This is a genomic window from Pantoea anthophila, assembly GCF_026104315.1.
In the GTDB taxonomy this organism is placed as follows: Bacteria; Pseudomonadota; Gammaproteobacteria; order Enterobacterales; family Enterobacteriaceae; genus Pantoea; species Pantoea anthophila.
In genome coordinates this window covers 431,617-452,610 of the sequence record NZ_CP110473.1, presented here as the reverse complement: position 1 = coordinate 452,610, position 20,994 = coordinate 431,617, and the positions used below count along the sequence as shown (strand labels likewise).

Annotated in this window: 25 protein-coding genes; 4 read left to right on the top strand and 21 right to left on the bottom strand. The window is 55.8% G+C overall.

From position 1 onward, the window contains the following. Positions 1–30: 30 nt before the first annotated feature. Positions 31–342, bottom strand: a complete 312-nt coding sequence (gene rpsJ, locus OJ965_RS04655) for a 30S ribosomal protein S10 (protein ID WP_001181005.1) — start codon at positions 340–342, stop codon at positions 31–33. Between the two features lie 393 nt (positions 343–735). Between rpsJ and OJ965_RS04650 the strand changes: the two genes are divergently transcribed. Beyond that, positions 736–1,506, top strand: coding sequence for a prepilin peptidase (locus tag OJ965_RS04650; RefSeq protein ID WP_265138040.1), 771 nt, complete (start codon positions 736–738; stop codon positions 1,504–1,506). Here OJ965_RS04650 and bfr read toward each other — a convergent pair. The 11 genes from bfr to fkpA all read right to left on the bottom strand — a co-directional run bounded on the left by bfr (position 1,493) and on the right by fkpA (position 9,734). Further along, complete coding sequence (bfr, locus tag OJ965_RS04645; protein WP_009087595.1) at positions 1,493–1,966, bottom strand: bacterioferritin; 474 nt, start codon at positions 1,964–1,966, stop codon at positions 1,493–1,495. The genes OJ965_RS04650 and bfr overlap by 14 nt on opposite strands. Positions 1,967–2,064: 98 nt before the next feature. Beyond that, positions 2,065–2,259, bottom strand: coding sequence for a bacterioferritin-associated ferredoxin (gene bfd / locus OJ965_RS04640; protein WP_009087597.1), 195 nt, complete (start codon positions 2,257–2,259; stop codon positions 2,065–2,067). 171 nt (positions 2,260–2,430) lie between these two features. Further along, positions 2,431–3,615, bottom strand: a complete 1,185-nt coding sequence (gene tuf, locus OJ965_RS04635) for an elongation factor Tu (protein WP_009087599.1) — start codon at positions 3,613–3,615, stop codon at positions 2,431–2,433. A gap of 68 nt (positions 3,616–3,683) precedes the next feature. Next, positions 3,684–5,798 carry an elongation factor G gene (gene fusA, locus OJ965_RS04630; protein WP_009087601.1) on the bottom strand — a complete coding sequence of 705 codons (2,115 nt, stop codon included), beginning with the start codon at positions 5,796–5,798 and terminating at the stop codon, positions 3,684–3,686. Between the two features lie 93 nt (positions 5,799–5,891). Further along, positions 5,892–6,362, bottom strand: a complete 471-nt coding sequence (gene rpsG / locus OJ965_RS04625) for a 30S ribosomal protein S7 (protein WP_009087603.1) — start codon at positions 6,360–6,362, stop codon at positions 5,892–5,894. Positions 6,363–6,458: 96 nt separating this feature from the next. Next, on the bottom strand, positions 6,459–6,833 hold the full coding sequence (rpsL, locus tag OJ965_RS04620; RefSeq protein ID WP_003852912.1) for a 30S ribosomal protein S12: 375 nt from the start codon (positions 6,831–6,833) through the stop codon (positions 6,459–6,461). A gap of 124 nt (positions 6,834–6,957) precedes the next feature. Further along, positions 6,958–7,245, bottom strand: a complete 288-nt coding sequence (tusB, locus tag OJ965_RS04615) for a sulfurtransferase complex subunit TusB (protein ID WP_046100699.1) — start codon at positions 7,243–7,245, stop codon at positions 6,958–6,960. Positions 7,246–7,254: 9 nt separating this feature from the next. Then, entirely contained in the window at positions 7,255–7,614 is a 360-nt protein-coding gene (gene tusC / locus OJ965_RS04610; protein WP_167429099.1) for a sulfurtransferase complex subunit TusC, read from the bottom strand. Further along, on the bottom strand, positions 7,614–8,000 hold the full coding sequence (gene tusD, locus OJ965_RS04605) for a sulfurtransferase complex subunit TusD (RefSeq protein ID WP_058957833.1): 387 nt from the start codon (positions 7,998–8,000) through the stop codon (positions 7,614–7,616). Before tusD ends, tusC begins: the two co-directional genes overlap by 1 nt. After that, positions 8,000–8,722 carry a helix-turn-helix transcriptional regulator gene (locus tag OJ965_RS04600; RefSeq protein WP_009087612.1) on the bottom strand — a complete coding sequence of 241 codons (723 nt, stop codon included), beginning with the start codon at positions 8,720–8,722 and terminating at the stop codon, positions 8,000–8,002. Before OJ965_RS04600 ends, tusD begins: the two co-directional genes overlap by 1 nt. Before the next feature lie 166 nt (positions 8,723–8,888). Further along, positions 8,889–9,734: an FKBP-type peptidyl-prolyl cis-trans isomerase gene (fkpA, locus tag OJ965_RS04595; RefSeq protein ID WP_111207896.1), complete on the bottom strand. Its 846-nt coding sequence runs from the start codon at positions 9,732–9,734 to the stop codon at positions 8,889–8,891. 269 nt (positions 9,735–10,003) lie between these two features. On the opposite strand from fkpA, the gene OJ965_RS04590 reads away from it, so the two are divergent. Beyond that, positions 10,004–10,222 (top strand): SlyX family protein, encoded by a 219-nt coding sequence (locus OJ965_RS04590; protein WP_009087615.1) that lies wholly within the window; start codon positions 10,004–10,006, stop codon positions 10,220–10,222. Between the two features lie 82 nt (positions 10,223–10,304). Here the strand turns inward: OJ965_RS04590 and slyD are convergent, their stop codons facing one another. The 4 genes from slyD to kefG all read right to left on the bottom strand — a co-directional run bounded on the left by slyD (position 10,305) and on the right by kefG (position 13,638). Further along, positions 10,305–10,865: a peptidylprolyl isomerase gene (gene slyD / locus OJ965_RS04585; RefSeq protein WP_009087618.1), complete on the bottom strand. Its 561-nt coding sequence runs from the start codon at positions 10,863–10,865 to the stop codon at positions 10,305–10,307. A 197-nt stretch (positions 10,866–11,062) separates the two neighbouring features. Beyond that, positions 11,063–11,257 carry a YheV family putative zinc ribbon protein gene (locus OJ965_RS04580; protein ID WP_046100701.1) on the bottom strand — a complete coding sequence of 65 codons (195 nt, stop codon included), beginning with the start codon at positions 11,255–11,257 and terminating at the stop codon, positions 11,063–11,065. Positions 11,258–11,280: 23 nt separating this feature from the next. Next, the gene (gene kefB / locus OJ965_RS04575) at positions 11,281–13,086 is read right to left on the bottom strand and encodes a glutathione-regulated potassium-efflux system protein KefB (RefSeq protein WP_009087622.1); all 1,806 of its coding nucleotides are present in this window, start codon (positions 13,084–13,086) and stop codon (positions 11,281–11,283) included. After that, complete coding sequence (kefG, locus tag OJ965_RS04570; RefSeq protein WP_009087624.1) at positions 13,087–13,638, bottom strand: glutathione-regulated potassium-efflux system ancillary protein KefG; 552 nt, start codon at positions 13,636–13,638, stop codon at positions 13,087–13,089. Positions 13,639–13,750: 112 nt separating this feature from the next. Here kefG and OJ965_RS04565 point away from each other — a divergent pair, with 112 nt between their 5' ends. Further along, positions 13,751–15,655, top strand: a complete 1,905-nt coding sequence (locus tag OJ965_RS04565) for an ABC transporter ATP-binding protein (protein ID WP_111207895.1) — start codon at positions 13,751–13,753, stop codon at positions 15,653–15,655. Between the two features lie 42 nt (positions 15,656–15,697). Here the strand turns inward: OJ965_RS04565 and tauD are convergent, their stop codons facing one another. Genes tauD through tauA form a run of 4 tightly spaced genes read right to left on the bottom strand, consistent with a single transcriptional unit; the run spans position 15,698 to position 19,112 of the window. After that, positions 15,698–16,537, bottom strand: coding sequence for a taurine dioxygenase (tauD, locus tag OJ965_RS04560; protein ID WP_046100704.1), 840 nt, complete (start codon positions 16,535–16,537; stop codon positions 15,698–15,700). Continuing rightward, positions 16,534–17,361, bottom strand: coding sequence for a taurine ABC transporter permease TauC (gene tauC, locus OJ965_RS04555; RefSeq protein WP_009087631.1), 828 nt, complete (start codon positions 17,359–17,361; stop codon positions 16,534–16,536). The genes tauD and tauC overlap by 4 nt, the downstream gene beginning before the upstream one ends. Further along, complete coding sequence (gene tauB, locus OJ965_RS04550) at positions 17,358–18,125, bottom strand: taurine ABC transporter ATP-binding subunit (protein WP_265138027.1); 768 nt, start codon at positions 18,123–18,125, stop codon at positions 17,358–17,360. The genes tauC and tauB overlap by 4 nt, the downstream gene beginning before the upstream one ends. Before the next feature lie 9 nt (positions 18,126–18,134). After that, on the bottom strand, positions 18,135–19,112 hold the full coding sequence (tauA, locus tag OJ965_RS04545; RefSeq protein ID WP_009087634.1) for a taurine ABC transporter substrate-binding protein: 978 nt from the start codon (positions 19,110–19,112) through the stop codon (positions 18,135–18,137). Positions 19,113–19,351: 239 nt separating this feature from the next. Between tauA and OJ965_RS04540 the strand changes: the two genes are divergently transcribed. Then, positions 19,352–20,332: a LacI family DNA-binding transcriptional regulator gene (locus OJ965_RS04540; RefSeq protein ID WP_009087636.1), complete on the top strand. Its 981-nt coding sequence runs from the start codon at positions 19,352–19,354 to the stop codon at positions 20,330–20,332. Between the two features lies 1 nt (position 20,333). Here OJ965_RS04540 and OJ965_RS04535 read toward each other — a convergent pair whose 3' ends face one another. Then, positions 20,334–20,936, bottom strand: a complete 603-nt coding sequence (locus OJ965_RS04535) for a LysE family translocator (protein ID WP_009087637.1) — start codon at positions 20,934–20,936, stop codon at positions 20,334–20,336. Positions 20,937–20,994 lie beyond the last annotated feature (58 nt).

Sequence of the window (20,994 nt, the reverse complement as noted above, 5' to 3'; positions counted from 1 at the left end):
TTTCAACCTCTCAATCGCTCGATGACCTGATTAACCCAGGCTGATCTGCACGTCAACACCGGCAGCCAGATCCAGACGCATCAGAGCATCAACCGTTTTTTCGGTTGGCTCAACGATGTCTACCAGACGCTTGTGAGTGCGGATTTCGTACTGATCACGCGCATCTTTGTTGACGTGCGGAGAGATCAGAACGGTAAAACGCTCTTTGCGGGTTGGCAGCGGGATTGGACCACGAACCTGCGCACCAGTGCGCTTGGCAGTCTCAACGATTTCCGCGGTTGATTGATCGATCAGACGATGATCAAACGCTTTAAGACGGATACGGATTCTTTGGTTCTGCATGAGACCAGAGCTCCAAACTTTTTATAGACGAAAAAAATTACTACTCGAACCCATTACGATTGATGGGAGAGTGTAATCGTTCAGCATATAACTCCCCAATTGGGAGTATTGTCAGGCGGCCTAACGGTCAGCCGTCTGCGATTCTGCTCGAATCGCGCCTGCAATATCTGCAGGCCCGCGCATTATACGTAATTCTGTTCAGGAAGCAACCCGTGCTGGCATTTTCGCTGTTAATTAGTGGCCGGGTCCTGGGGCATACATCGCACAGACCTGTCTCATGACTGAAAGGGGGTGAATCAGGTTGTGAACAGGGTTCCGCAAGCTGGCATACACGGGCGACACAGAGTGTAAAAGCGGTGAAAGTATGGCCGACCGTTTAGCCGGAGCCCGAAGATGACCTTAATCCTGATTCAGTTAGCCGCCCTGGCTGGGGGAGCTGCGCTGGGCAGCTTTCTTTCGCTGGCCTGCGCGCGCTTCACCCCTGCCCTTTCTCCCACCCAGTGGTGTGCCGCGCTCTGTTTTCCCGGCTCGCACTGTCCCCACTGCCGCAAGCCTCTGTTATGGCGCGATACGCTGCCGCTGATCAGCTGGGCTGCCTTAAAAGGCCGTTGTCGCTTCTGCTTTTACTCATTTAGCGCAGAGAGTGTGGTCATGGAATGGCTGGTTGCCAGCCTGAGCCTGCTTGTACTGCTAAGCTTCGATAGCCTGACTGATGCGCTGTTTATTCTTATGGCGGCCTCTCTGTTGATGATGGTGGCCCTGATTGACCGTCGCCATCTCTGCATACCTGACCCGCTCAATTATCTGTTGCTCTGGCTGGGGTTAATTCATGCGACACTGGCAGGTACCGAAACCCCGGCGATATGGGGTGTACTGTCGGGCTACGTTGCCCTGTGGCTGCTTGCCCAGGGCTATCGACTGGTCAGGGGGTATGAGGGATTGGGATATGGTGATATGAAGCTTTTCGCCGCGCTGGGGGCCTGCTGTGGCTGGCAGGGATTGCCCTGGATTGCACTGGGTGCCACTCTGCTGGCGCTGGCAGGCGTGTTGATGCTGCAATTGCGTGGCCGGACGCAGGGCGTCAGCCCGCTGCCTTTTGGCCCTTTCCTGGCCATTGCGGGCTGGGTCACTCTCGTCCTGCAGACGCGGTTCACGCTTCTTTGATCTGAGCCTGCAGGTAGTTCTGGATCCCCATCATCCGGATGAGCTCAAGCTCCGTCTCGATCCAGTCGATGTGATGCTCCTCATCTGCCAGGATTTCAATCATCATGTCACGGCTGACATAGTCATGAACTTTGTCCGCATAGGCGATCGCTTCACGAAGATCTTTGGCCCCTTCCAGCTCCAGATTGAGATCTGAACTCAGCATTTCCTCAACGTCCTCACCGATGCGCAGCCGGCCCAAATCCTGCAGATTCGGGATCCCTTCCAGAAAAAGAATGCGCTCAATGTACTTGTCGGCATGCTTCATCTCATCGATCGATTCGTGATACTCCACATCATTGAGGCGCATCAGCCCCCAGTTTTTAAACATCCGCGCATGCAAAAAATACTGGTTTATAGCAACCAGTTCATTTCCAAGCAGTTTATTGAGATGACTGATAATTTTGATATCGCCCTTCATTGTTAACCCTCCACGTCTGCTTTATCAGATCGTAGATGTGATTAAAAAGAAGTCAAAAAAACGCGACAGATATTGTGGGTATTCGCACACGCGATGTGTCAGGCGATCTCTTTATAGAGTGGCGGATGCTGCATCTCTTCATCCATGATTTCCCGCGCGGCGCGCAGACATTTGCCGCACTGTTTGCCGACCGGTACAAAATGACGCAGTTGCTGGATGGATTTGGGCTGATAGCGCCGTACTACTTCACGAAGGGTTTTATCACTGATGGCATTACACAGGCAGACGTACATTATTTCATCACTCGAGACCATTTTCTGTACACAGTGTAAATGCGAATCGTTTTTATTACAAACCTACCCTTTGCAGGGTTATGGCGCTCTTCAGGCAAAAAAAAAGAGCACCGAAGTGCTCTTTTCTTTGTGTTGCAGTGGCCGTTTGCACGACCACAGCAGATATCACAATTAAGCGATAACTTTAGCAACAACACCCGCACCAACGGTACGGCCGCCTTCGCGGATTGCGAAGCGCAGACCTTCGTCCATTGCGATTGGGTGGATCAGGGTAACAACCATTTTGATGTTGTCGCCTGGCATTACCATTTCAACGCCTTCTGGCAGCTCTACTGAACCGGTCACGTCAGTGGTACGGAAGTAGAACTGTGGACGGTAGCCCTTGAAGAACGGAGTATGGCGGCCACCTTCGTCTTTAGACAGAACGTAAACTTCTGACTCGAACTGGGTGTGTGGCTTGATGGTGCCTGGCTTAGCCAGAACCTGACCACGCTGGATGTCTTCACGCTTGATACCGCGCAGCAGAACACCACAGTTTTCGCCTGCCTGACCCTGGTCCAGCAGCTTACGGAACATCTCAACACCGGTACAGGTTGATTTCGCAGTATCTTTGATACCTACGATTTCAACTTCGTCGCCGACTTTAACGATACCGCGCTCAACACGACCGGTAACAACGGTACCACGGCCAGAGATTGAGAATACGTCTTCGATTGGCAGCAGGAACGGCATGTCGATCGCACGCTGTGGCTCTGGGATGTAGTTGTCCAGGTGCTCAGCCAGCTCAATGATTTTCGCTTCCCACTCAGCGTCGCCTTCCAGCGCTTTCAGAGCAGAACCACGAACGATTGGAGTGTCGTCGCCTGGGAAGTCATAGGCTGACAGCAGGTCACGCACTTCCATCTCAACCAGTTCCAGCAGCTCTTCATCATCAACCATGTCACACTTGTTCAGGAACACGATGATGTAAGGAACGCCAACCTGACGACCCAGCAGGATGTGCTCACGGGTCTGTGGCATTGGGCCATCAGTCGCAGCAACAACCAGGATCGCGCCGTCCATCTGCGCAGCACCGGTGATCATGTTTTTCACATAGTCGGCGTGGCCTGGGCAGTCAACGTGTGCATAGTGACGAGTCGGGGTTTCATACTCAACGTGTGAAGTGTTGATGGTGATACCACGTGCTTTCTCTTCTGGTGCGTTATCGATCTGATCGAATGCACGCGCCTGGCCGCCGTAAGTCTTAGACAGTACGGTGGTGATAGCTGCGGTCAGGGTGGTTTTACCGTGGTCGACGTGACCGATGGTGCCCACGTTTACGTGCAGTTTGTTACGCTGAAATTGCTCTTTCGCCATGGCGATAATTCCTTACGTTGTGCCTTCACCACGTGGGTGAAGGCATCAGTTCAAATTTAAACCGTAGCTTATTTGCTACGAGCTTCAATAACGGCCTGCGCTACGTTGTTCGGCGCATCGTCATACTTCAGGAACTCCATGGAGTAAGAAGCACGACCTTTGGTCAGAGAACGCAGCTGAGTTGCGTATCCGAACATTTCAGACAGCGGAACTTCAGCGTGAATCTGAACGCCAGTAGCGTTAGATTCCTGCCCTTTAAGCATACCACGACGACGGCTAAGGTCACCGATGACATCACCCGTGTTCTCTTCCGGAGTCTCTACTTCAACCTTCATGATAGGCTCAAGCAGAACCGGCTGCGCTTGTTTAAAGCCTTGTTTGAAGGCGATAGACGCGGCCAGTTTAAACGCCAGCTCAGAGGAGTCGACATCATGGTAAGAACCGAAGTGCAGACGCACGCCCAGATCCACAACCGGATAACCAGCCAGTGGGCCTGATTTCAGCTGCTCCTGGATACCTTTATCAACCGCAGGGATGTATTCACCAGGAATCACACCACCTTTGATGTCGTTGACAAATTCGTAGCCTTTCGGGTTCGAACCTGGCTCCAGTGGGTACATGTCGATAACAACATGACCGTACTGACCACGACCACCAGACTGCTTGGCGTGTTTACCTTCAACGTCGGTAACTTTAGTGCGGATCGCTTCACGGTAAGCAACCTGTGGTTTACCCACGTTTGCTTCCACGTTGAATTCACGCTTCATACGGTCAACGATGATGTCGAGGTGCAGCTCACCCATACCGGCGATGATGGTCTGGTTAGATTCTTCATCAGTCCATACGCGGAATGATGGGTCTTCTTTCGCCAGACGGCCCAGAGCCAGACCCATTTTTTCCTGGTCAGCTTTGGTTTTCGGCTCAACAGCGATTGAGATTACTGGCTCTGGGAACTCCATGCGCTCAAGGATGATGACGTTATCCGGGTCACACAGGGTATCACCAGTGGTCACATCTTTCAGGCCGATCGCAGCGGCGATATCACCCGCACGGACTTCTTTGATTTCTTCACGCTTGTTAGCGTGCATCTGGACAATACGGCCCAGACGCTCACGGTTTGACTTAACCGGGTTGAACACGGTGTCACCAGTGTTAACAACACCAGAGTAAACGCGGAAGAAGGTCAGGTTACCTACAAACGGGTCGGTAGCGATTTTGAACGCCAGTGCAGCAAACGGCTCGTTGTCGTCTGAGTGACGAACAGCCGGCGTGTCTTTACCGTCGTCCAGCATACCGTTGATCGCGGTAACGTCAGTCGGTGCTGGCAGATATTCAACAACTGCATCCAGCATCGCCTGAACACCTTTGTTCTTAAATGCAGAACCACAGGTTACCAGGATGATTTCGTTGTTCAGAACGCGCTTACGCAGAGCAGTTTTGATCTCTTCTTCGCTCAGCTCTTCACCGCTGAAGAATTTCTCCATCAGCTCTTCAGAGGCTTCTGCTGCTGCTTCGATCAGCTTGCCGCGCCATTCTTCAGCCAGTTCCTGCATATCAGCCGGGATATCTTCGTAAACAAAGGTTACACCCTGGTCTTCGTCGTTCCAGTTGATTGCTTTCATTTTCACCAGGTCAACAACACCGGTGAATTTCTCTTCTGCGCCGATAGCCAGCTGCAGAGGAACTGGAGTTGCACCCAGACGAACTTCCATCTGGTTAACAACTTTCAGGAAGTTTGCACCCATGCGGTCCATTTTGTTAACGAACGCAATGCGTGGAACTTTGTATTTGTTAGCCTGACGCCATACGGTTTCAGACTGTGGCTGAACGCCACCAACTGCACAGTAAACCATTACCGCGCCATCAAGAACACGCATAGAACGTTCTACTTCGATGGTGAAGTCAACGTGTCCTGGGGTGTCGATGATATTGATGTGGTGTGGTTCGAACTGCTTAGCCATACCAGACCAGTAACAGGTGGTCGCAGCGGAGGTGATAGTAATACCACGTTCCTGTTCCTGCTCCATCCAGTCCATGGTTGCTGCGCCGTCGTGTACTTCACCGATTTTGTGGTTTACACCGGTGTAGAACAGAACACGTTCGGTAGTGGTAGTTTTACCGGCGTCGATGTGCGCACTGATACCGATGTTACGGTAGCGAGCAATGGGTGTTTTACGAGCCATTTTATTCCTCGGTTTTTCGGACGTTCAAAATTAGTCAACCCCAGCGGGTTGGCCGTTTGGGCGCCCGCTGGTTTAACAATAACTACGCGACTGTTACCAGCGGTAGTGTGCGAACGCCTTGTTGGCTTCTGCCATGCGGTGAACGTCTTCACGTTTCTTAACTGCAGTACCTTTGTTCTCTGCAGCATCAGAAAGTTCGTTCGCCAGGCGAAGAGCCATTGATTTATCACCACGTTTACGAGCAGCATCTACGATCCAGCGCATTGCCAGGGCATTACGACGAACCGGACGGACTTCAACTGGTACCTGATAGGTAGAACCACCAACGCGACGTGACTTAACTTCGACAGTCGGGCGCACGTTTTCCAGTGCTACTTCAAAGGCTTCCAGGGAGTTTTTACCTGAACGCTGAGCCAGGGTCTCAAGCGCGGTATAAACGATAGATTCTGCAGTAGATTTTTTACCATCTACCATCAGGATATTTACAAATTTGGCCAGCAGCTCTGATCCGAACTTAGGATCTGGCAGAATTTTACGCTGACCAATGACGCGACGACGTGGCATGGAAATACTCCGTTGTTAATTCAGGATTGTCCAAAACTCTATGAGTTTATTTTGACATTTAATTTAAAACGTTTGGCCTTACTTAACGGAGAACCATTAAGCCTTTGGCTTCTTCACGCCGTACTTGGAGCGAGCCTGCTTACGGTCTTTAACACCTGAGCAGTCCAGCGCGCCACGAACGGTGTGGTAACGCACACCTGGCAGGTCTTTTACACGACCGCCACGGATCAGGATCACGGAGTGCTCCTGCAGGTTGTGACCTTCACCACCGATGTAGGAAGTCACTTCAAAACCGTTGGTCAGACGCACACGGCAAACTTTACGCAGTGCGGAGTTAGGTTTTTTAGGAGTGGTGGTGTACACACGAGTACAAACGCCACGTTTTTGCGGGCAAGCTTCCAGCGCCGGCACGTTGCTCTTTGCAACTTTGCGGACGCGTGGTTTGCGAACCAGCTGGTTAACTGTTGCCATTAAATAGCTCCTGGATTTGCTTTTGCTTCGTAAACACGTAATAAATCGCCTCGTAGAATTACGAGGAGGCAGAATTTTAGGGCTGCGTCAAAAGGGTGTCAAGAAATAACCAGGTTTTAGCCGATTACCAGACCATTTGTTGCGGATGCCTGATCGTTAGCGTGACAAAGCCATTATAGTCTACGGACCGCACAGTGGTCGAAATTTGTCCAGACAGCCCGCGCGCCTGGACATCTTCGTCCAGAACCCACAGCGTCGCTTTGCAGGCTGACAGCTGAACCCATGCCCGACTGCCAGCCACGGCAGCCAGCACACCATCCTGTAGCAGCAGCAGATCATCACCGGCTTCCGCCATTAATAACAGCGTGTCGAGGTCGCTGTGCGACGGAGAGTGCATCAGAGTATGCAGCATTTGCGCCTCTTAAAAAGTCAGAATGCGATCGAAGCTGGCCAGCTGCTGGCGCAGTTCCGGCGCGTCCAGTAGCGTCACGTCCAGCAGCCGCCCGGCGTCAGCGTCCAGTCCGCGCGCAATCAGTGATGTCCGGCAGAGATAGCACTGCTCAATGTCATAGAGTGCCAGCACGCCAAACGTCGCGGCATAGTGACGGCTTTTTATGCGTTCAGGTTGCTGCTGCAGATTAAGCTGCAGCACTCCATCGCCGATAAAGAACAGGCCGATATCGTCGCTGAGTGCGCCCGTTGCCAGTGCGGCATCCAGCCCCTCACGCCCTGCGCTGCTGCCATGGGGCGCACGGGTAAAGACAAAGGCAACCCGATTCATCAGAACTGCACCATGCGTTCACAGCTCAGCGCCGCTTCGGCCAGCGCACCCAGCCCGCTCAGGGTAAATCCCGGCTGCAGGTTACTGGCCGCCAGGTGCAGACGAGCTGCCTCCTGCGGGTCGCTGATTCCACGCCGCAGTGCGGCCGCCACACAAATATTCAATACGACCCCCTGCTCCTGATGCAATGCCTGCCATGCCCGCACCAGATCAAACTCGTCGCTGGCTGGTGCCGTCAGCTGGTTAGCGTTGAGCACCCCTTCACGATAGAAGAAAACGCTTTCAAGCTGATGACCCGCCGCCAGCAGTGCCCGGGCAAACAGCCAGGCACTGGTTGCCTGTTGCGTGCCGTAGGCCGGGCCGGTCACCAGCAGGGTGTAACGCATCAGCGATCCTGTCCCTGAAAATCGCCATTTTTAAACTGGCGGATGTAGAGATAGACGGTGTGCTTCGAGATGTTCAGCCGGTCAGCGACCTGGTTGATGGCATCCTTAATGTCGAAGATCCCCTTCTCATACAGGTTGAGCACAATCTGACGGTTCTTGGCGTTGTTGGAGACATTGCGGTCAGCGCTGACCTCTTCAATCGTAAACTCCAGGGTCTGCATAACCAGGTCATCGACCGAACTGGCGAAGTTAACGCTGGAGTCAACCTGCTGCATCTCGGGCGGCATAAAGGTCGACATAATCTGCGAGAACGGCACATCAAGATTCATGTTGATACAGAGCAGGCCGATAACCCGCTGCTGACGGTTACGAATCGCGATGGTCACGGACTTCATCAGCACGCCGCTTTTGGCGCGCGTGAAGTAGGCACGGGAAACATTACTGTCCGCGCCATGCATATCATGCAGCATCCGCAGGGCCAGATCGGTGATAGGCGAACCGACCTTACGGCCCGTGTGCTCTCCATTGGCGATGCGAACGGCTGAACACTTAAGATCTTCCAGTGAATGCAGGACGATTTCACAGTGCGAACCGATCAACATCGCCAGGCCATCCACGACAGCCTCGTACGATTTCAGAATATCGTAATCAGTTTGTTCGAACGGGCGCTGCTCCAGAAGATCGAAGTCGCTCAGTTCACCCGGATTGAATGGATTAGACATTGAAGAGTATCACCCTGAATTGCTGGAGCCTGTCACAGCGGCTTATGGGCAGACTCAATGTTGGGATAATTAGGCAGGCATTAGTCTGGCAAATGTCGTCGGCTTATGCCAGAGGTTTGTCGTGAAGGCGAAATGAAACCGCCGCCCGGAGGCGGCGGTCAGCAGATTACTGCGCTTTTTCTGCGGCAGCAGGCGCAGGCGCCTGTGCTTTTTCATCGGCTTTTGGGGCCGGTTTGATGTCAAGCAGCTCAACATCAAACACCAGCGTGGAGTTAGCCGGAATACCCGGAACGCCATTTTTGCCGTAAGCCAGCTGTGGTGGGATGACCAGCTTGATCTTGCCCCCTTTCTTCACGTGCTTCAGGCCTTCGGTCCAGCCCGGAATGACGCCATCCAGACGGAAAGAGAGAGGCTCGCCACGGGTGTAAGAGTTGTCAAACTCAGTACCATCAATCAGGGTACCTTTGTAGTTAACCACCACAGTGTCGCTATCTTTTGGTGCGTCGCCGCTGCCCTCTTTCTCAACTTTATAGAGCAGGCCGGTTTCCGTTTTCTTCACGCCGCTCTCTTTGGCGAATTTGGTCGCGTAAGCCGTTCCCTTTTCAGCATTCTCTTTCGCATCTTTTTCCATTTTCGCAGAGGCAGCGCCTTTCACGCGGCCTTCGAACGCCTGCAGCGTCTGCTCAATCTCTTCATCAGAGAGTTTGCTCTTGCCACCGAATGCATCCTGGACGCCCGCGATCAGCTGCTGCTTATCCAGTTTGATGCCCAGTTTTTCCTGCTCCTTCAGGGAGTTGTCCATGTAGCGACCCAGTGAAGCACCCAGTGCATAGGCTGACTGCTGGTCTTCATCTTTGAAAGCCGCATTTTTCGGTGCCTGAGGCGCAGACTGTGGCGCAGCAGCCGGGGCAGCCTGAGGAGCCGCAGCGGTTTCAGCCGCCATAGCCAGCGGAGCATTCAGCGCAACAGCCATGGTGGTAGCTAACAATGTGACTTTAAACAGTGATTTCATCCATTCTCCAAAACCGAAGCGTCTAACCTCGGGAAACATTGCGGACTTCAGGGTCCACACTATAACTTTACGTGGCAGTGTCGAACACTCCCACAATGTAATTACCCGGTTAACCTCCGACCTTTATAACAGCGGGAAGTTTCATCAGAGATGATGCCGCGCCACCTTTTTTCAAGCGCAACGCCTTCGGGCATGAAAAAAACAGGTGATTCCTGGCGTTCAGGTCGTAGAATCACGCCCTGAGTCGCACCTTAACAGAGGAACAGGTCATGCAACAATCTGAGTGGGAACAGCGTCTGGAGACGTTAGAGAGCAAACTGGCCTTTCAGGAGATGACCATTGAGCAGCTGAACAGCGCCGTTGTTCAGCACGAGCTGGAGATGAGTAAAATGCGTGAGCAGATACGCCTCTTAACCGACAAGCTCAAAGCGAACGCAACCTCACTGGTGGCCTCACAGTCTGAAGAGACGCCGCCGCCACACTACTGATCGCGCGCTGTCCGTCCGGGCCAGCGCCGGATAGCCGCCAAAAGAAAGGCCACCCGAAGGTGGCCTTAACCGATTGTCAGACTTAGTGGCTGCAGCCGCAACCGCCAGTGCCACAACCGCCTTTACCGTGATCGTGGTCGTGATCATGGCCGTGATCGTGGTCATGATGATGACCGTCTGCACCGTGAACATGGCCGTGAGCCAGTTCTTCCGGCGTCGCTTCACGAATCGCAACCACTTCAACGTTAAAGTTCAGGTTCTGACCCGCCAGCATGTGGTTACCATCAACCACGACGTGATCGTCTTCCACTTCGGTGATTTCAACCGGAACCGGACCCTGATCGGTTTCTGCCAGGAAACGCATGCCAACCTGCAGTTCGTCGACGCCCATGAAGACATCTTTAGGAACACGCTGCACCAGGTTATCGTCATACTGACCGTAAGCGTCGTTTGCCGGGATATGCACGTCAAATTTGTCGCCGGCAACGTGGTTTTCCAGCGCATTTTCCAGACCAGAAATCAGGGAACCATGACCGTGCAGATAGTCTAACGGTGCGCTCACCGGTGACTCGTCAACTAACACGCCGTCTTCTGTACGTACCTGATAGGCCAGGCTTACCACCAGGTCTTTTGCTACTTTCATGATATCTCCTAACCGTTGAGAACTAAGATCCCGTCTCATTGGTCTATTCTTGCGTGCAATAACACCAACCAGAAAGGTTCGGGGCTGAGTGCAAGAGGGGTTTCACTTTCTCTTGCGACCACAGCGTTAATGGCGTCAATTGTAACGGAATTCAATCCCGCTGTAAGTTTAAGCGTAAAAAAAGCTGCGTCACTTCGCTACTCGGGATGGAAAATCCCGATAACCTGCTCGTTAGTGCGAACCTGATCGCGCGCCTGTTTATCCGCCTCGCGCATCTGATGTCCACACTTCACGCACTCCACGACATCGACACTATTTTCACGCCACATCGCCAGCGTGTCCTTCTCCTGGCAGTGCGGGCATGTCGCACCAGCAATAAAACGTTTACGCATGAGCTTCAGCCTGTTTTAAAAGGTTATTGATCATCGTCCCAGCCATCGATCTGCCGCTTTTCGCGCTGCATTTCGCGCTGGAAGATATCTTCCAGTTCCCGCCGCGCTTCACGCACGCGCGACGCCTGCGCACTTTCAGAGAGGCTGGGCATCAGTTCACGCAGCATCCGCATATCGAGCCGGCGGAAATGCTGCTGGGCGCGATGCGCCTGATGCGGATGCATCCCCAGAGACATCAGCGTCTTGCGTCCCAGCTCCAGCGCACTGGAGAAGGTTTCACGTGAGAACTGCGTCACGCCAGCCTGCAGCAGTTCGTGTGCCTCGACACGGCCCCGGGCGCGCGCCTGAATCTGTAATTGCGGGAAGTGCTGCTGACATAAGTGCACGATGGTCATCACATCTTCCGGTTCATTACAGGTGATCACAATCGCCTGCGCGCTGGCTGCGCCCGCCGCGCGCAATAACTCCAGCTCGGTGGCGTCGCCGTAATAAACCTTGTAGCCATATTTGCGCATCAGGCTTACCGCACTGATGTCGCGCTCCAGCACGGTGATGCGTTTGTTGTTCGCCATCAGCAAGCGGCCGACCACCTGGCCGAAGCGACCAAAGCCCACCACAATCACCTGCGGCTGATCGTCTTCAACAAAGTGCTTCTCTGCTTCTTCATCGGGCTCATTGAAGCGATGCGCCAGCAGACGATCAATACCCTGCATCAGCAGAGGCGTGGTCATCATCGACAGGGTGACGGTCACCAGCAGCATCGGCAGCTGATCGCCGGAGAAGAGCTTCGCCGAAGAGGCCGCGGAGAAGAGCACAAAGGCGAACTCGCCCCCCTGACTCAGCACGCCGGCAAACTGCTGCCGCTCGGAACTGCGTAAGCCATAAATACGCGCCAGCAGATAGAGCACCAGCGTTTTCACCGCCACCAGCGTCACCACGCCGAGCAGGATGGTCACAATATGGGTATAGAGCACACCGAGGTTGAGCGCCATGCCAACGGAAATAAAGAACAGGCCCAGCAGCAACCCTTTGAAAGGGTCAATCGCCACCTCCAGCTCATGCTGGTATTCACTCTCTGCCAGCAGGATCCCCGCGATAAAGGTGCCCAGCGCCATCGACAGACCCAGCGCATCCATAAACAGCGCGGAGCCCAGCACCAGCAGCAGCGAGGCGGCGGTAAAGACCTCACGGACACCTGATGCGGCGATATAGCGGAAGATAGGCCGCAGCAGATAGCGTCCCCCCACCAGCATGCCTGCGAACGCCAGCACCTTCATGCCGACTTTCATCCAGTCAATATGGCCGCTGTCGGTGCCCGCCAGCAGCGGAATCAGCGCCAGGGCCGGGATCACCGCGATATCCTGAAACAGCAGCACCGAAAAGCCCAGCTGCCCCGCTTCGCTGCGGTTCATGCCTTTATCCATCATCAGCTGCAGCGCCATCGCGGTTGAGGACATCGCCAGACCGATGCCGCCGATGACCGCCGCCTGCCAGCTAAAGTCAGTCAGCCACAGCAGGCCGCCCAGAATCGCCGCAGAGAAGATGACCTGCGCCGCACCGACACCAAAAATGGAGCGGCGCAGCGCCCACAGCTTTGCCGGGTTCAGCTCCAGTCCAATAATGAACATCAGGAAAACCACGCCCAGTTCCGAGAAATGGAGAATCTCATCGACGTCGCTGATAAAACCTAATCCCCACGGGCCGATAGCGATCCCCGCCACCAGATAGCCCAGTACAGCACCAATCCCGAGGCGAGCCGCCACCGGTACAATTAATACCGCCGCGACCAGATAAATCACCCCGGCGGTCAGCAGCGTTTGCCCTTCCATCTATATCCCTCCATTCGGCAGCGGAGCTGCCAGCCACTCGCCATAGGCGCGGGCATAATTTTTCATCAGTTCAGGACTCTGCCGACGCGCCCAGTAGACGATCATCGGCGGCATCCAGTGCATGCGGCACATCTGTGCGGTCAGCTCAAAGGGCCGCATGATGTCATTGAGTGAATAGCGGTTCAGCCCCTGCTGTTTAAAGGCGCTCTCCGGCTCCCCGGTCGTCACAACGCTGCGCCAGTATTTTCCTTCCAGCGCATTGCCATCCACGCCACTGGCAAAACCGCGCGACAGCACCCGGTCCAGCCACTCTTTCAGCAGGGCCGGACAGCTATAGGTATAGAGCGGATGCTGAAAAATGATGACATCATGTTCGCGCAGCAGCTGCTGTTCATGATGAATATCGATAAAAAAATCCGGATAGGTGGCGTACAGATCGTGTACGGTGACGTGTTCCAGCGCCTGCGCCGACTGCAACAAAATCCGGTTAGCGACGGAATCCTGTAATTCCGGATGAGCAAAAAGCAGTAACACGCGGGGTGGCTGCGACATCCTTTCCCTCCAAAGCGTCGTCATTGGTGCGGTTTTCGGCTACCATGCACGACGCAGCAAAATCTCATTATGTTGCCAGTAAATTAACATATTCTGACGATACGGCGCTTACATGATTGTCTTCTCTGCCTTACAAATTCGCCGCGGCATCCGCGTCCTGCTCGACAATGCCACCGCCACCATTAATCCCGGTCAGAAGGTCGGGCTGGTGGGTAAAAACGGCTGTGGAAAATCCACGCTGCTGTCGCTGTTAAAAGGTGAGATCACCAGCGATGCCGGCACCGTCACCTTTCCTGCTCACTGGGCGCTGGCCTGGGTTAACCAGGAAACCCCCGCGCTGGACAAAGCCGCGCTGGAGTATGTGATTGATGGCGATCGCGACTATCGCCAGCTTGAGGCTGAACTGGCGGAGGCGAACCGGCGGGACGACGGCAATGCGATCGCCCTGCTGCACGGCAAGCTTGATGCGGTGCAGGCGTGGAGTATCCATGCGCGCGCCGCCAGCCTGCTGCATGGTCTGGGCTTCAGTCAGGAGCAGCTGCAGCGCCCGGTCAGCGACTTCTCCGGTGGCTGGCGGATGCGCCTCAATCTGGCACAGGCGCTGATCTGCCGCTCCGATCTGCTGTTGCTGGATGAACCGACCAACCACCTCGATCTTGATGCGGTGATCTGGCTGGAGCGCTGGCTGAAGAGTTACGAAGGTACCCTGATCCTGATCTCGCATGACCGTGACTTTCTCGATCCGGTGGTCGACAAAATCATTCATATCGAACAGGCGTCGATGTTCGAATATACCGGCAACTACACCTCCTTTGAGCGGCAGCGCGTCGCCAAACTGGCTCAGCAGCAGTCGCTGTATGAGAGTCAGCAGGAGAAGGTGGCGCATCTGCACAGCTACATTGACCGCTTCCGTGCCAAAGCCTCCAAGGCGAAACAGGCGCAGAGCCGCATCAAAATGCTGGAGCGCATGGAGATGATCGCGCCTGCCCATGTCGATAACCCGTTCAGCTTCACCTTCCGCAAGCCGGAAAACCTGCCCAACCCGATTCTGAAGATGGAGAAGGTCACGGCGGGGTATGGTGATCGCATCATTCTCGACGCCATCAAGCTCAACCTGGTACCGGGTTCGCGCATTGGTCTGCTGGGCCGCAACGGGGCGGGTAAATCGACCCTGATTAAGCTGCTGGCGGGCGAGCTGGAGGCGATGGAAGGCAGGATTGGCCTGGCGAAAGGGATCAAGCTCGGTTACTTCGCCCAGCATCAGCTCGAGTACCTGCGGGCCGACGAGTCCCCGCTGCAGCATCTGGCGCGCATTGCGCCGAACGTGCTGGAGCAGCAGCTGCGCGACTATCTGGGCGGCTTTGACTTCCGCGGCGATAAAGTCACGGAAATGACCGAACGCTTCTCCGGCGGTGAGAAAGCGCGCCTGGTGCTGGCACTGATTGTCTGGCAGCGCCCTAACCTGCTGCTGCTGGATGAACCGACTAACCACCTTGATCTGGATATGCGCCAGGCGCTGACGGAAGCGCTGATCGACTTCGAAGGTGCGCTGGTGGTGGTGTCGCACGATCGCCATCTGCTGCGCGCCACCACGGACGATCTCTATCTGGTGCACGACGGCAAAGTGGATGTCTTTGCCGGCGATCTCGAAGATTATCAGCAGTGGCTGAGCGATCTGCAGAAGCAGCAGGCGCAACAGGAGGCCGCGCCAAAGCAGGACAACGGCAACAGCGCCCAGGCGCGAAAAGATCAGAAGCGCCGCGATGCCGAACTGCGTGCGCAGACTCAGCCGCTGCGTAAAGAGATCGAAAAACTGGAAAAGCAGATGAGCAAATGGCAGAGCCAGCTGGCCGATGCCGAAGCTCAGCTTTCGGACAGTGCCATTTATGATCCTGGCCGCAAAGCGGATCTGACCACCGCGCTGCAGCGTCAGGCAGAGAGTAAATCGGCGCTGGAAGAGGTGGAGATGGCGTGGCTGGAGGCGCAGGAGCAGCTCGAACAGATGATGGCGTCCTGACGGGCTAGCCTTCTCCCTGTCCGCAGGGAGAAGGCTGTGCGCTTAACGGGGTCTGTCGCCCAGGACGGTGGCCCGCTGCATAATACGGCGCGCCGGATAGTAGTCGGCATTGGCGTAGTGCTGCGTGACCCGATTATCCCAGATAGCCAGATCGTTGGGCTGCCAGCGCCAGCGCACCTGAAACTCCGGTTTGGTGGCGTGAGCGAACAGAAAGCGCAGTACCGCATCACTCTCCTTCTCACTTAACTCCACGATCCGCGTCGTGAACCCCTCATTCACAAACAGGGCTTTTTTGCCGCTGACCGGATGGGTGCGGATCACCGGATGCTGCACCGGCGGATGTTTATCGACCGCCTGCTGCCAGCGCTGATGCTCCTCCGGAGTTTTGCGGTACTTATACTCCTGGAAGGACTTTTTAAAATCGTGTTCCGCACTCAGGCCCGTCAGCAGTTGCTTAAAGGGTTCAGAGAGCGCCTCGTAAGCCGCTATTCCGCTGGTCCAGAGCGTATCGCCGCCCGCCGCCGGTAGCACCTTGGAAGCCAGCAGCGCAATCGCAGGCGGTGTGTCGATAAAGGTGACGTCGGTGTGCCAGTTATCATTATCCGGCGGGTTATCCTGGTGGGTATCCAGCACGATAATCTCCTCCACGCCTTCCGCATGCGGATAGACCGGATGAATATGCAGGTCACCGAAGCGCACTGCCAGCGCGCGATGCTGCTCCGGCGTAATCTGCTGATCGCGCAGAAACAGCACCTGATGCCGCAGCAGGCCGTGATAGAGCTGCTCAAACTGCGCATCGCTCAGGGGGCGCGAGACATCCAGGTCAGAAACCTGTGCGCCAATATAGGGGCCAAGCGGGGTAAAACTGAGACGTTCACTCATGATTGTTCTCCACTCCAGGGCGTCAGACGGCGCTGCAATGCGCGGAGCCCGAGTTCTAAGCTAAAAGCGATAACGGCTATCACCGCGATACCTGCCAGCACCACATCGGTGGCAAGAAACTCTCCGGCCGACTGCACCATAAACCCCAGTCCTCGCGTGGCGGCAATCAGTTCAGCCGCCACCAGCGTCGACCAGCCCACGCCCAGACCGATGCGCAGTCCGGTCAGGATCTCCGGCAGCGCACCCGGCAGAATCACCCAGCGCAGCAGTTGCCAGCGGTTAGCCCCCAGCGAGCGGGCCGCCCGCAGCCGCACCGGCTGTGTGTTTCGTACCCCGGCCAGGGTGGAGAGCGTCACCGGTGCGAAGATGGCCAGATAGATCAGCAGAATTTTTGAGGTTTCGCCGATGCCGAACCAGATCACCATCAGGGGCAGATAGGCGAGAGGCGGAATCGGGCGATAAAGCTCAATCAGCGGATCGAGCAGTCCACGCGCAACCGGGCTGAGGCCCATCAGAATGCCGGTCGGAATACCGATGGCGGCAGCAGCGGTCAGCGCAATCAGCATGCGCGTCAGGCTGGCGGCCAGATGCTGCCAGAGCGTGGCATCCATAAACCCCTGTGCGCTGGCAATCAGCAGCAGCTTGCTGAACACCTGCTGCGGCGATGGCAGAAACAGCGGCGCGATCAGGCCCAGCGCGGTCACGCCCCACCAGAGCAGTAACAGCAGAGAGAGGCTCAGCAGGCTCAGCGTCAGGGCAGTTGAGAAAGGCCAGCGCAGCCGACGGCGCACCGGCAGAGATTTGTCGTTGATAAGCGCGCTCATGCAAATGCCTCCCGCTGATCAAACACCCGGCTCAGCACATACTCGCGCTGGGCGATAAACTGCGGATCGGATTTGATGCTGCGGCACGATTCACCCGCGGCAAAGCGCCGGCCAAAATCGGGGCGCAGCCGCTCGACAATGCGGCCCGGTCCGGGTGAGAGCAGAATCAGTTCGCTGGCGAGGAAAATCGCCTCTTCAATGTCGTGCGTAATCAGCAGGATCTGTTTACCGCTGTCACGCCACAGCGTCAGCAGCAGGGTCTGCATCTGTTCGCGGGTAAACGCATCCAGCGCACCGAAGGGTTCATCCAGCAGCAGCAGTTGCGGATCGGTCGCCAGCGCGCGTGCGATGCCTACCCGCTGACGCTGACCGCCAGAGAGCTGCCAGATGGCGCGCTTCTCCGCCCCTTCCAGCCCCACCTGTCTGATCAGGCGGCGCGCCACCGCCTCACGCGGCTGGCGGGGCATCCCGGCCAGCTGCAGGCCAAACGCGACATTATCCAGGACGTTGCGCCATGGCAGCAGCCCCTCATTCTGAAACACCACGCCGCGCTCCGCGCCCGGTCCGTTCACCGGCTGGTTATCCAGCGTAATGGAGCCCGACTCAACCGGCAGGAATCCGGCGACCAGATTCAGCAGCGTGGTTTTGCCGCAGCCGGAGGGGCCCAGTACCACCAGCAGTTCCTGGCTGTCCAGTTGCAGGTTGATATCCTGCAACACCGGCTGCCCGGCATACCGTGCATTAAGGTGAGCGATGCGCAGCATAGTGCCTCCTTACTGTTTAACGAGTGGCGCGACGAAGCGGGAAGTGACGTAGCTGCTGTAGTCGTTATCGGCCTGTGGCACTCGGCCCTGCGCTTTCAGAAACTGCGCGGTATCGACAATCGCTTTATTGACTGGCTTGCCCAGCTGCTCAACCTGCTGCTGCGCCGTCAGATAGGTATTCCCCTTCACCAGGTCCGGCACCTGCGCTTCCGGCACCCCGCTCAGGCGTGACAGTTTGCTGAGGTTTTCAGGCTGCTTCAGCCAGCTGTCGGGACTCTTCAGGTAGGCCTGTTGCGCCTCGATAGCGCTGCGGGCAAAGGCAGTGACGATCTCCGGATGCTGTTCGGCAAAATCTTTGCGTACGACCCAGACATCCAGCGTCGGTGATCCCCAGCTCCCCACCTGCGAAGAGTCGGTTAATACCCTGCCCTCTTTTTCCAGCTCATTCACCGCGGGTGCCCAGACATAGGCCCCGTCAATATCGCCGCGCTGCCAGGCAGCAATAATCGCGGGCGGCTGCAGATTGACCAGCTGAACCTGCGACGGCTTAATGCCCCAGTGTTTCAGCGCAGCCAGCAGGCTGTAGTGGGTGGTGGAGATGAACGGCACCGCGATGCGCTTGCCGATAAGATCTTTCGGGGAGGTGATGCTCTTTTTGACGACCAGGGCTTCCGAATTACCCAGCTGCGACGCGAGTAAAAAGGCTTCAATCGGCAGCTTCTGCGCCGCGGCCACTGCTAACGGACTGGAACCGATATTACCAATCTGGACGTCACCGGAGGCCAGCGCACGTAATACGCCCGCGCCGCTGTCAAACTTACGCCAGTCGACGCTGGCCCCGCTATCTTTGGCAAAACTGTTGTCCGCCTGCGCCACTTTTGCCGGTTCGGCGGAAGTCTGGTAGGCCACGGTGACATTCACCGCATCAGCCCGGAAAGCCAGCAGCGCCAGCGCGGCGGCTAAAAGTGTGAAACGTGTTGTTGCCATGATCGTTTTCCCCCTGTTTTTTTATCGTGGGGGCAGTGTCTCTGCGCACTATAGTTTCATAAAGGAATTAAAAATTATCCCTAATAGAAATAAGTTCTTAGATCACTATCTGCAAACCTAAGTCAGAAATCGCAAATGCTGAAAATAGCTAAAGTAAGCAAAAATGTCAGGCGCTCACATTGTCCCTGTGATATTGATATGTGTTCCCATTCATTGCCTGTTAAGGTCTCAGTAACCCGATGTCGATTGAGAAAGTCGCTCAGCTGGCTGGCGTCTCCAAAGCCACGGTATCGCGGGTACTCAACGCGCATCCTGGCGTCAAGCCCGATACGCGTGAGAAAGTTCTGGCGGCGATCTCTGCCTGCGACTATCAGCCCAACTTACTGGCACGTCAGCTGCGTACGGCGCAAAGCCACATGCTGCTGGTGCTGATCTCAGATATCACCAATCCCTTCTGCTCTCGCGTGGTGCAGGGGATAGAGGCAGAAGCCGAGCTGCATGGCTATCACATCCTGCTCTGCAACTCCGCTTCGCAACTGCAGCGGGAAGCCGCCTATCTGAGTTTGCTGACCGGAAAAGTGGTGGATGGCGTGATTACCATGGATGCCGCGTCGGGCTTGCAGGATTTGCAGGCGCTGATCGCCGGTGCGCCGTGGGTGCAGTGCTGCGAGTTTGATCCGACGATCCCCGCCTCCTCGGTCACCATCGATCATCTTGAAGCTGCGCGTGACACCGTCCATTACCTGGCCGGTAAAGGACGTAAACGCATCGGGCTGGTGAATGGCGATATGCGCTACCTCTATTCACATCATCGTGAAAAGGGCTACCGGCAGGCACTGGAAGAGCTGGAGTATCCCTGGTCTGGCGTCGCTTATACCGATGAAATTTCCCCTGAGGCGGGCAGTCAGGCCGTGAAGGAGCTGCTGGCGCTGCCGGAACCGCCGGATGCGGTGTTTGCGGTTTCCGATGTGCTGGCGGTGGGCGTGGTGCATGCGGCACTGGAGGCAGGTCTGCGCGTACCGGAAGATCTGGCGGTGGTCGGTTTTGATGGGATTCCGTTCACCCGCAGCCTGAATCCGCCGCTGACCACCATCGAACAGCCGATGAACCAGCTGGGCGCTCGCAGCGTGCAGCTGCTGTTGCAGAAGATCCGTAATCCGAACGCGCCAGTAGTTCGCGAAGTGCTGCCCTGGACGCGCGTTGAACGCGCATCCAGTTAACTCAGTGCCAGATTAACAGCACGCAGGCGGCAGTCAGCAGCCCCATGGCGAGGTTGAAGATTTTCCAGGCGCGACGGCTGCGCAGAATGCGGCCAATCATCGCGCCGAATCCCATCCAGATTGCGCCCGACAGCAGATTGACCATAAACATGCCGATGCTTATCGCGGCAATCGAATGGCGATAAGCGTCCCCTGCCAGGCTGAAGCTGGCGACCGCACCCAGCGCCATCAGCCAGGCTTTGGGGTTGATCAGCTGCAGCACGCCCCCCTGCCAGAACGGCATCGGCGCGTCCGGGCCCTGGTCAGTTTCCAGCTTTTCATAGCTGGCTGTGGCGATTTTCCACGCCAGCCAGAGCAGATAGAGGCTGCCGGCGATTTTCAGCATCAGATGCAGTGACGGATAGAGCAGGATCAGGCCACCCACTCCAAAGGCCACCATCAGCAACATCACCTGCATGCCGATCATGATGCCAATCATCAGCGGAATGGTGCGCACAAAGCCAAAATTAGCGCCTGAGGCGGTGAGTAACATATTATTAGGGCCTGGCGTAATGGCAGCGACCCAGAGAAACCCTAACATCGATAAGAAAAGACTCAGTTCCATGGCAATCGGGTACTCCTTACCCCTGCAAGAAAAAACCTTTCGAAGCTAACAGTGTGAT

Bases quoted from the DNA above. Each gene is read 5' to 3' on its own strand.
- rpsJ (WP_001181005.1), bottom strand. From the start codon at position 342: ATGCAGAACCAAAGAATCCGTATCCGTCTTAAAGCGTTTGATCATCGT.
- OJ965_RS04650 (WP_265138040.1), top strand. From the start codon at position 736: ATGACCTTAATCCTGATTCAGTTAGCCGCCCTGGCTGGGGGAGCTGCG.
- bfr (WP_009087595.1), bottom strand. From the start codon at position 1,966: ATGAAGGGCGATATCAAAATTATCAGTCATCTCAATAAACTGCTTGGA.
- bfd (WP_009087597.1), bottom strand. From the start codon at position 2,259: ATGTACGTCTGCCTGTGTAATGCCATCAGTGATAAAACCCTTCGTGAA.
- tuf (WP_009087599.1), bottom strand. From the start codon at position 3,615: ATGGCGAAAGAGCAATTTCAGCGTAACAAACTGCACGTAAACGTGGGC.
- fusA (WP_009087601.1), bottom strand. From the start codon at position 5,798: ATGGCTCGTAAAACACCCATTGCTCGCTACCGTAACATCGGTATCAGT.
- rpsG (WP_009087603.1), bottom strand. From the start codon at position 6,362: ATGCCACGTCGTCGCGTCATTGGTCAGCGTAAAATTCTGCCAGATCCT.
- rpsL (WP_003852912.1), bottom strand. From the start codon at position 6,833: ATGGCAACAGTTAACCAGCTGGTTCGCAAACCACGCGTCCGCAAAGTT.
- tusB (WP_046100699.1), bottom strand. From the start codon at position 7,245: ATGCTGCATACTCTGATGCACTCTCCGTCGCACAGCGACCTCGACACG.
- tusC (WP_167429099.1), bottom strand. From the start codon at position 7,614: ATGAATCGGGTTGCCTTTGTCTTTACCCGTGCGCCCCATGGCAGCAGC.
- tusD (WP_058957833.1), bottom strand. From the start codon at position 8,000: ATGCGTTACACCCTGCTGGTGACCGGCCCGGCCTACGGCACGCAACAG.
- OJ965_RS04600 (WP_009087612.1), bottom strand. From the start codon at position 8,722: ATGTCTAATCCATTCAATCCGGGTGAACTGAGCGACTTCGATCTTCTG.
- fkpA (WP_111207896.1), bottom strand. From the start codon at position 9,734: ATGAAATCACTGTTTAAAGTCACATTGTTAGCTACCACCATGGCTGTT.
- OJ965_RS04590 (WP_009087615.1), top strand. From the start codon at position 10,004: ATGCAACAATCTGAGTGGGAACAGCGTCTGGAGACGTTAGAGAGCAAA.
- slyD (WP_009087618.1), bottom strand. From the start codon at position 10,865: ATGAAAGTAGCAAAAGACCTGGTGGTAAGCCTGGCCTATCAGGTACGT.
- OJ965_RS04580 (WP_046100701.1), bottom strand. From the start codon at position 11,257: ATGCGTAAACGTTTTATTGCTGGTGCGACATGCCCGCACTGCCAGGAG.
- kefB (WP_009087622.1), bottom strand. From the start codon at position 13,086: ATGGAAGGGCAAACGCTGCTGACCGCCGGGGTGATTTATCTGGTCGCG.
- kefG (WP_009087624.1), bottom strand. From the start codon at position 13,638: ATGTCGCAGCCACCCCGCGTGTTACTGCTTTTTGCTCATCCGGAATTA.
- OJ965_RS04565 (WP_111207895.1), top strand. From the start codon at position 13,751: ATGATTGTCTTCTCTGCCTTACAAATTCGCCGCGGCATCCGCGTCCTG.
- tauD (WP_046100704.1), bottom strand. From the start codon at position 16,537: ATGAGTGAACGTCTCAGTTTTACCCCGCTTGGCCCCTATATTGGCGCA.
- tauC (WP_009087631.1), bottom strand. From the start codon at position 17,361: ATGAGCGCGCTTATCAACGACAAATCTCTGCCGGTGCGCCGTCGGCTG.
- tauB (WP_265138027.1), bottom strand. From the start codon at position 18,125: ATGCTGCGCATCGCTCACCTTAATGCACGGTATGCCGGGCAGCCGGTG.
- tauA (WP_009087634.1), bottom strand. From the start codon at position 19,112: ATGGCAACAACACGTTTCACACTTTTAGCCGCCGCGCTGGCGCTGCTG.
- OJ965_RS04540 (WP_009087636.1), top strand. From the start codon at position 19,352: ATGTCGATTGAGAAAGTCGCTCAGCTGGCTGGCGTCTCCAAAGCCACG.
- OJ965_RS04535 (WP_009087637.1), bottom strand. From the start codon at position 20,936: ATGGAACTGAGTCTTTTCTTATCGATGTTAGGGTTTCTCTGGGTCGCT.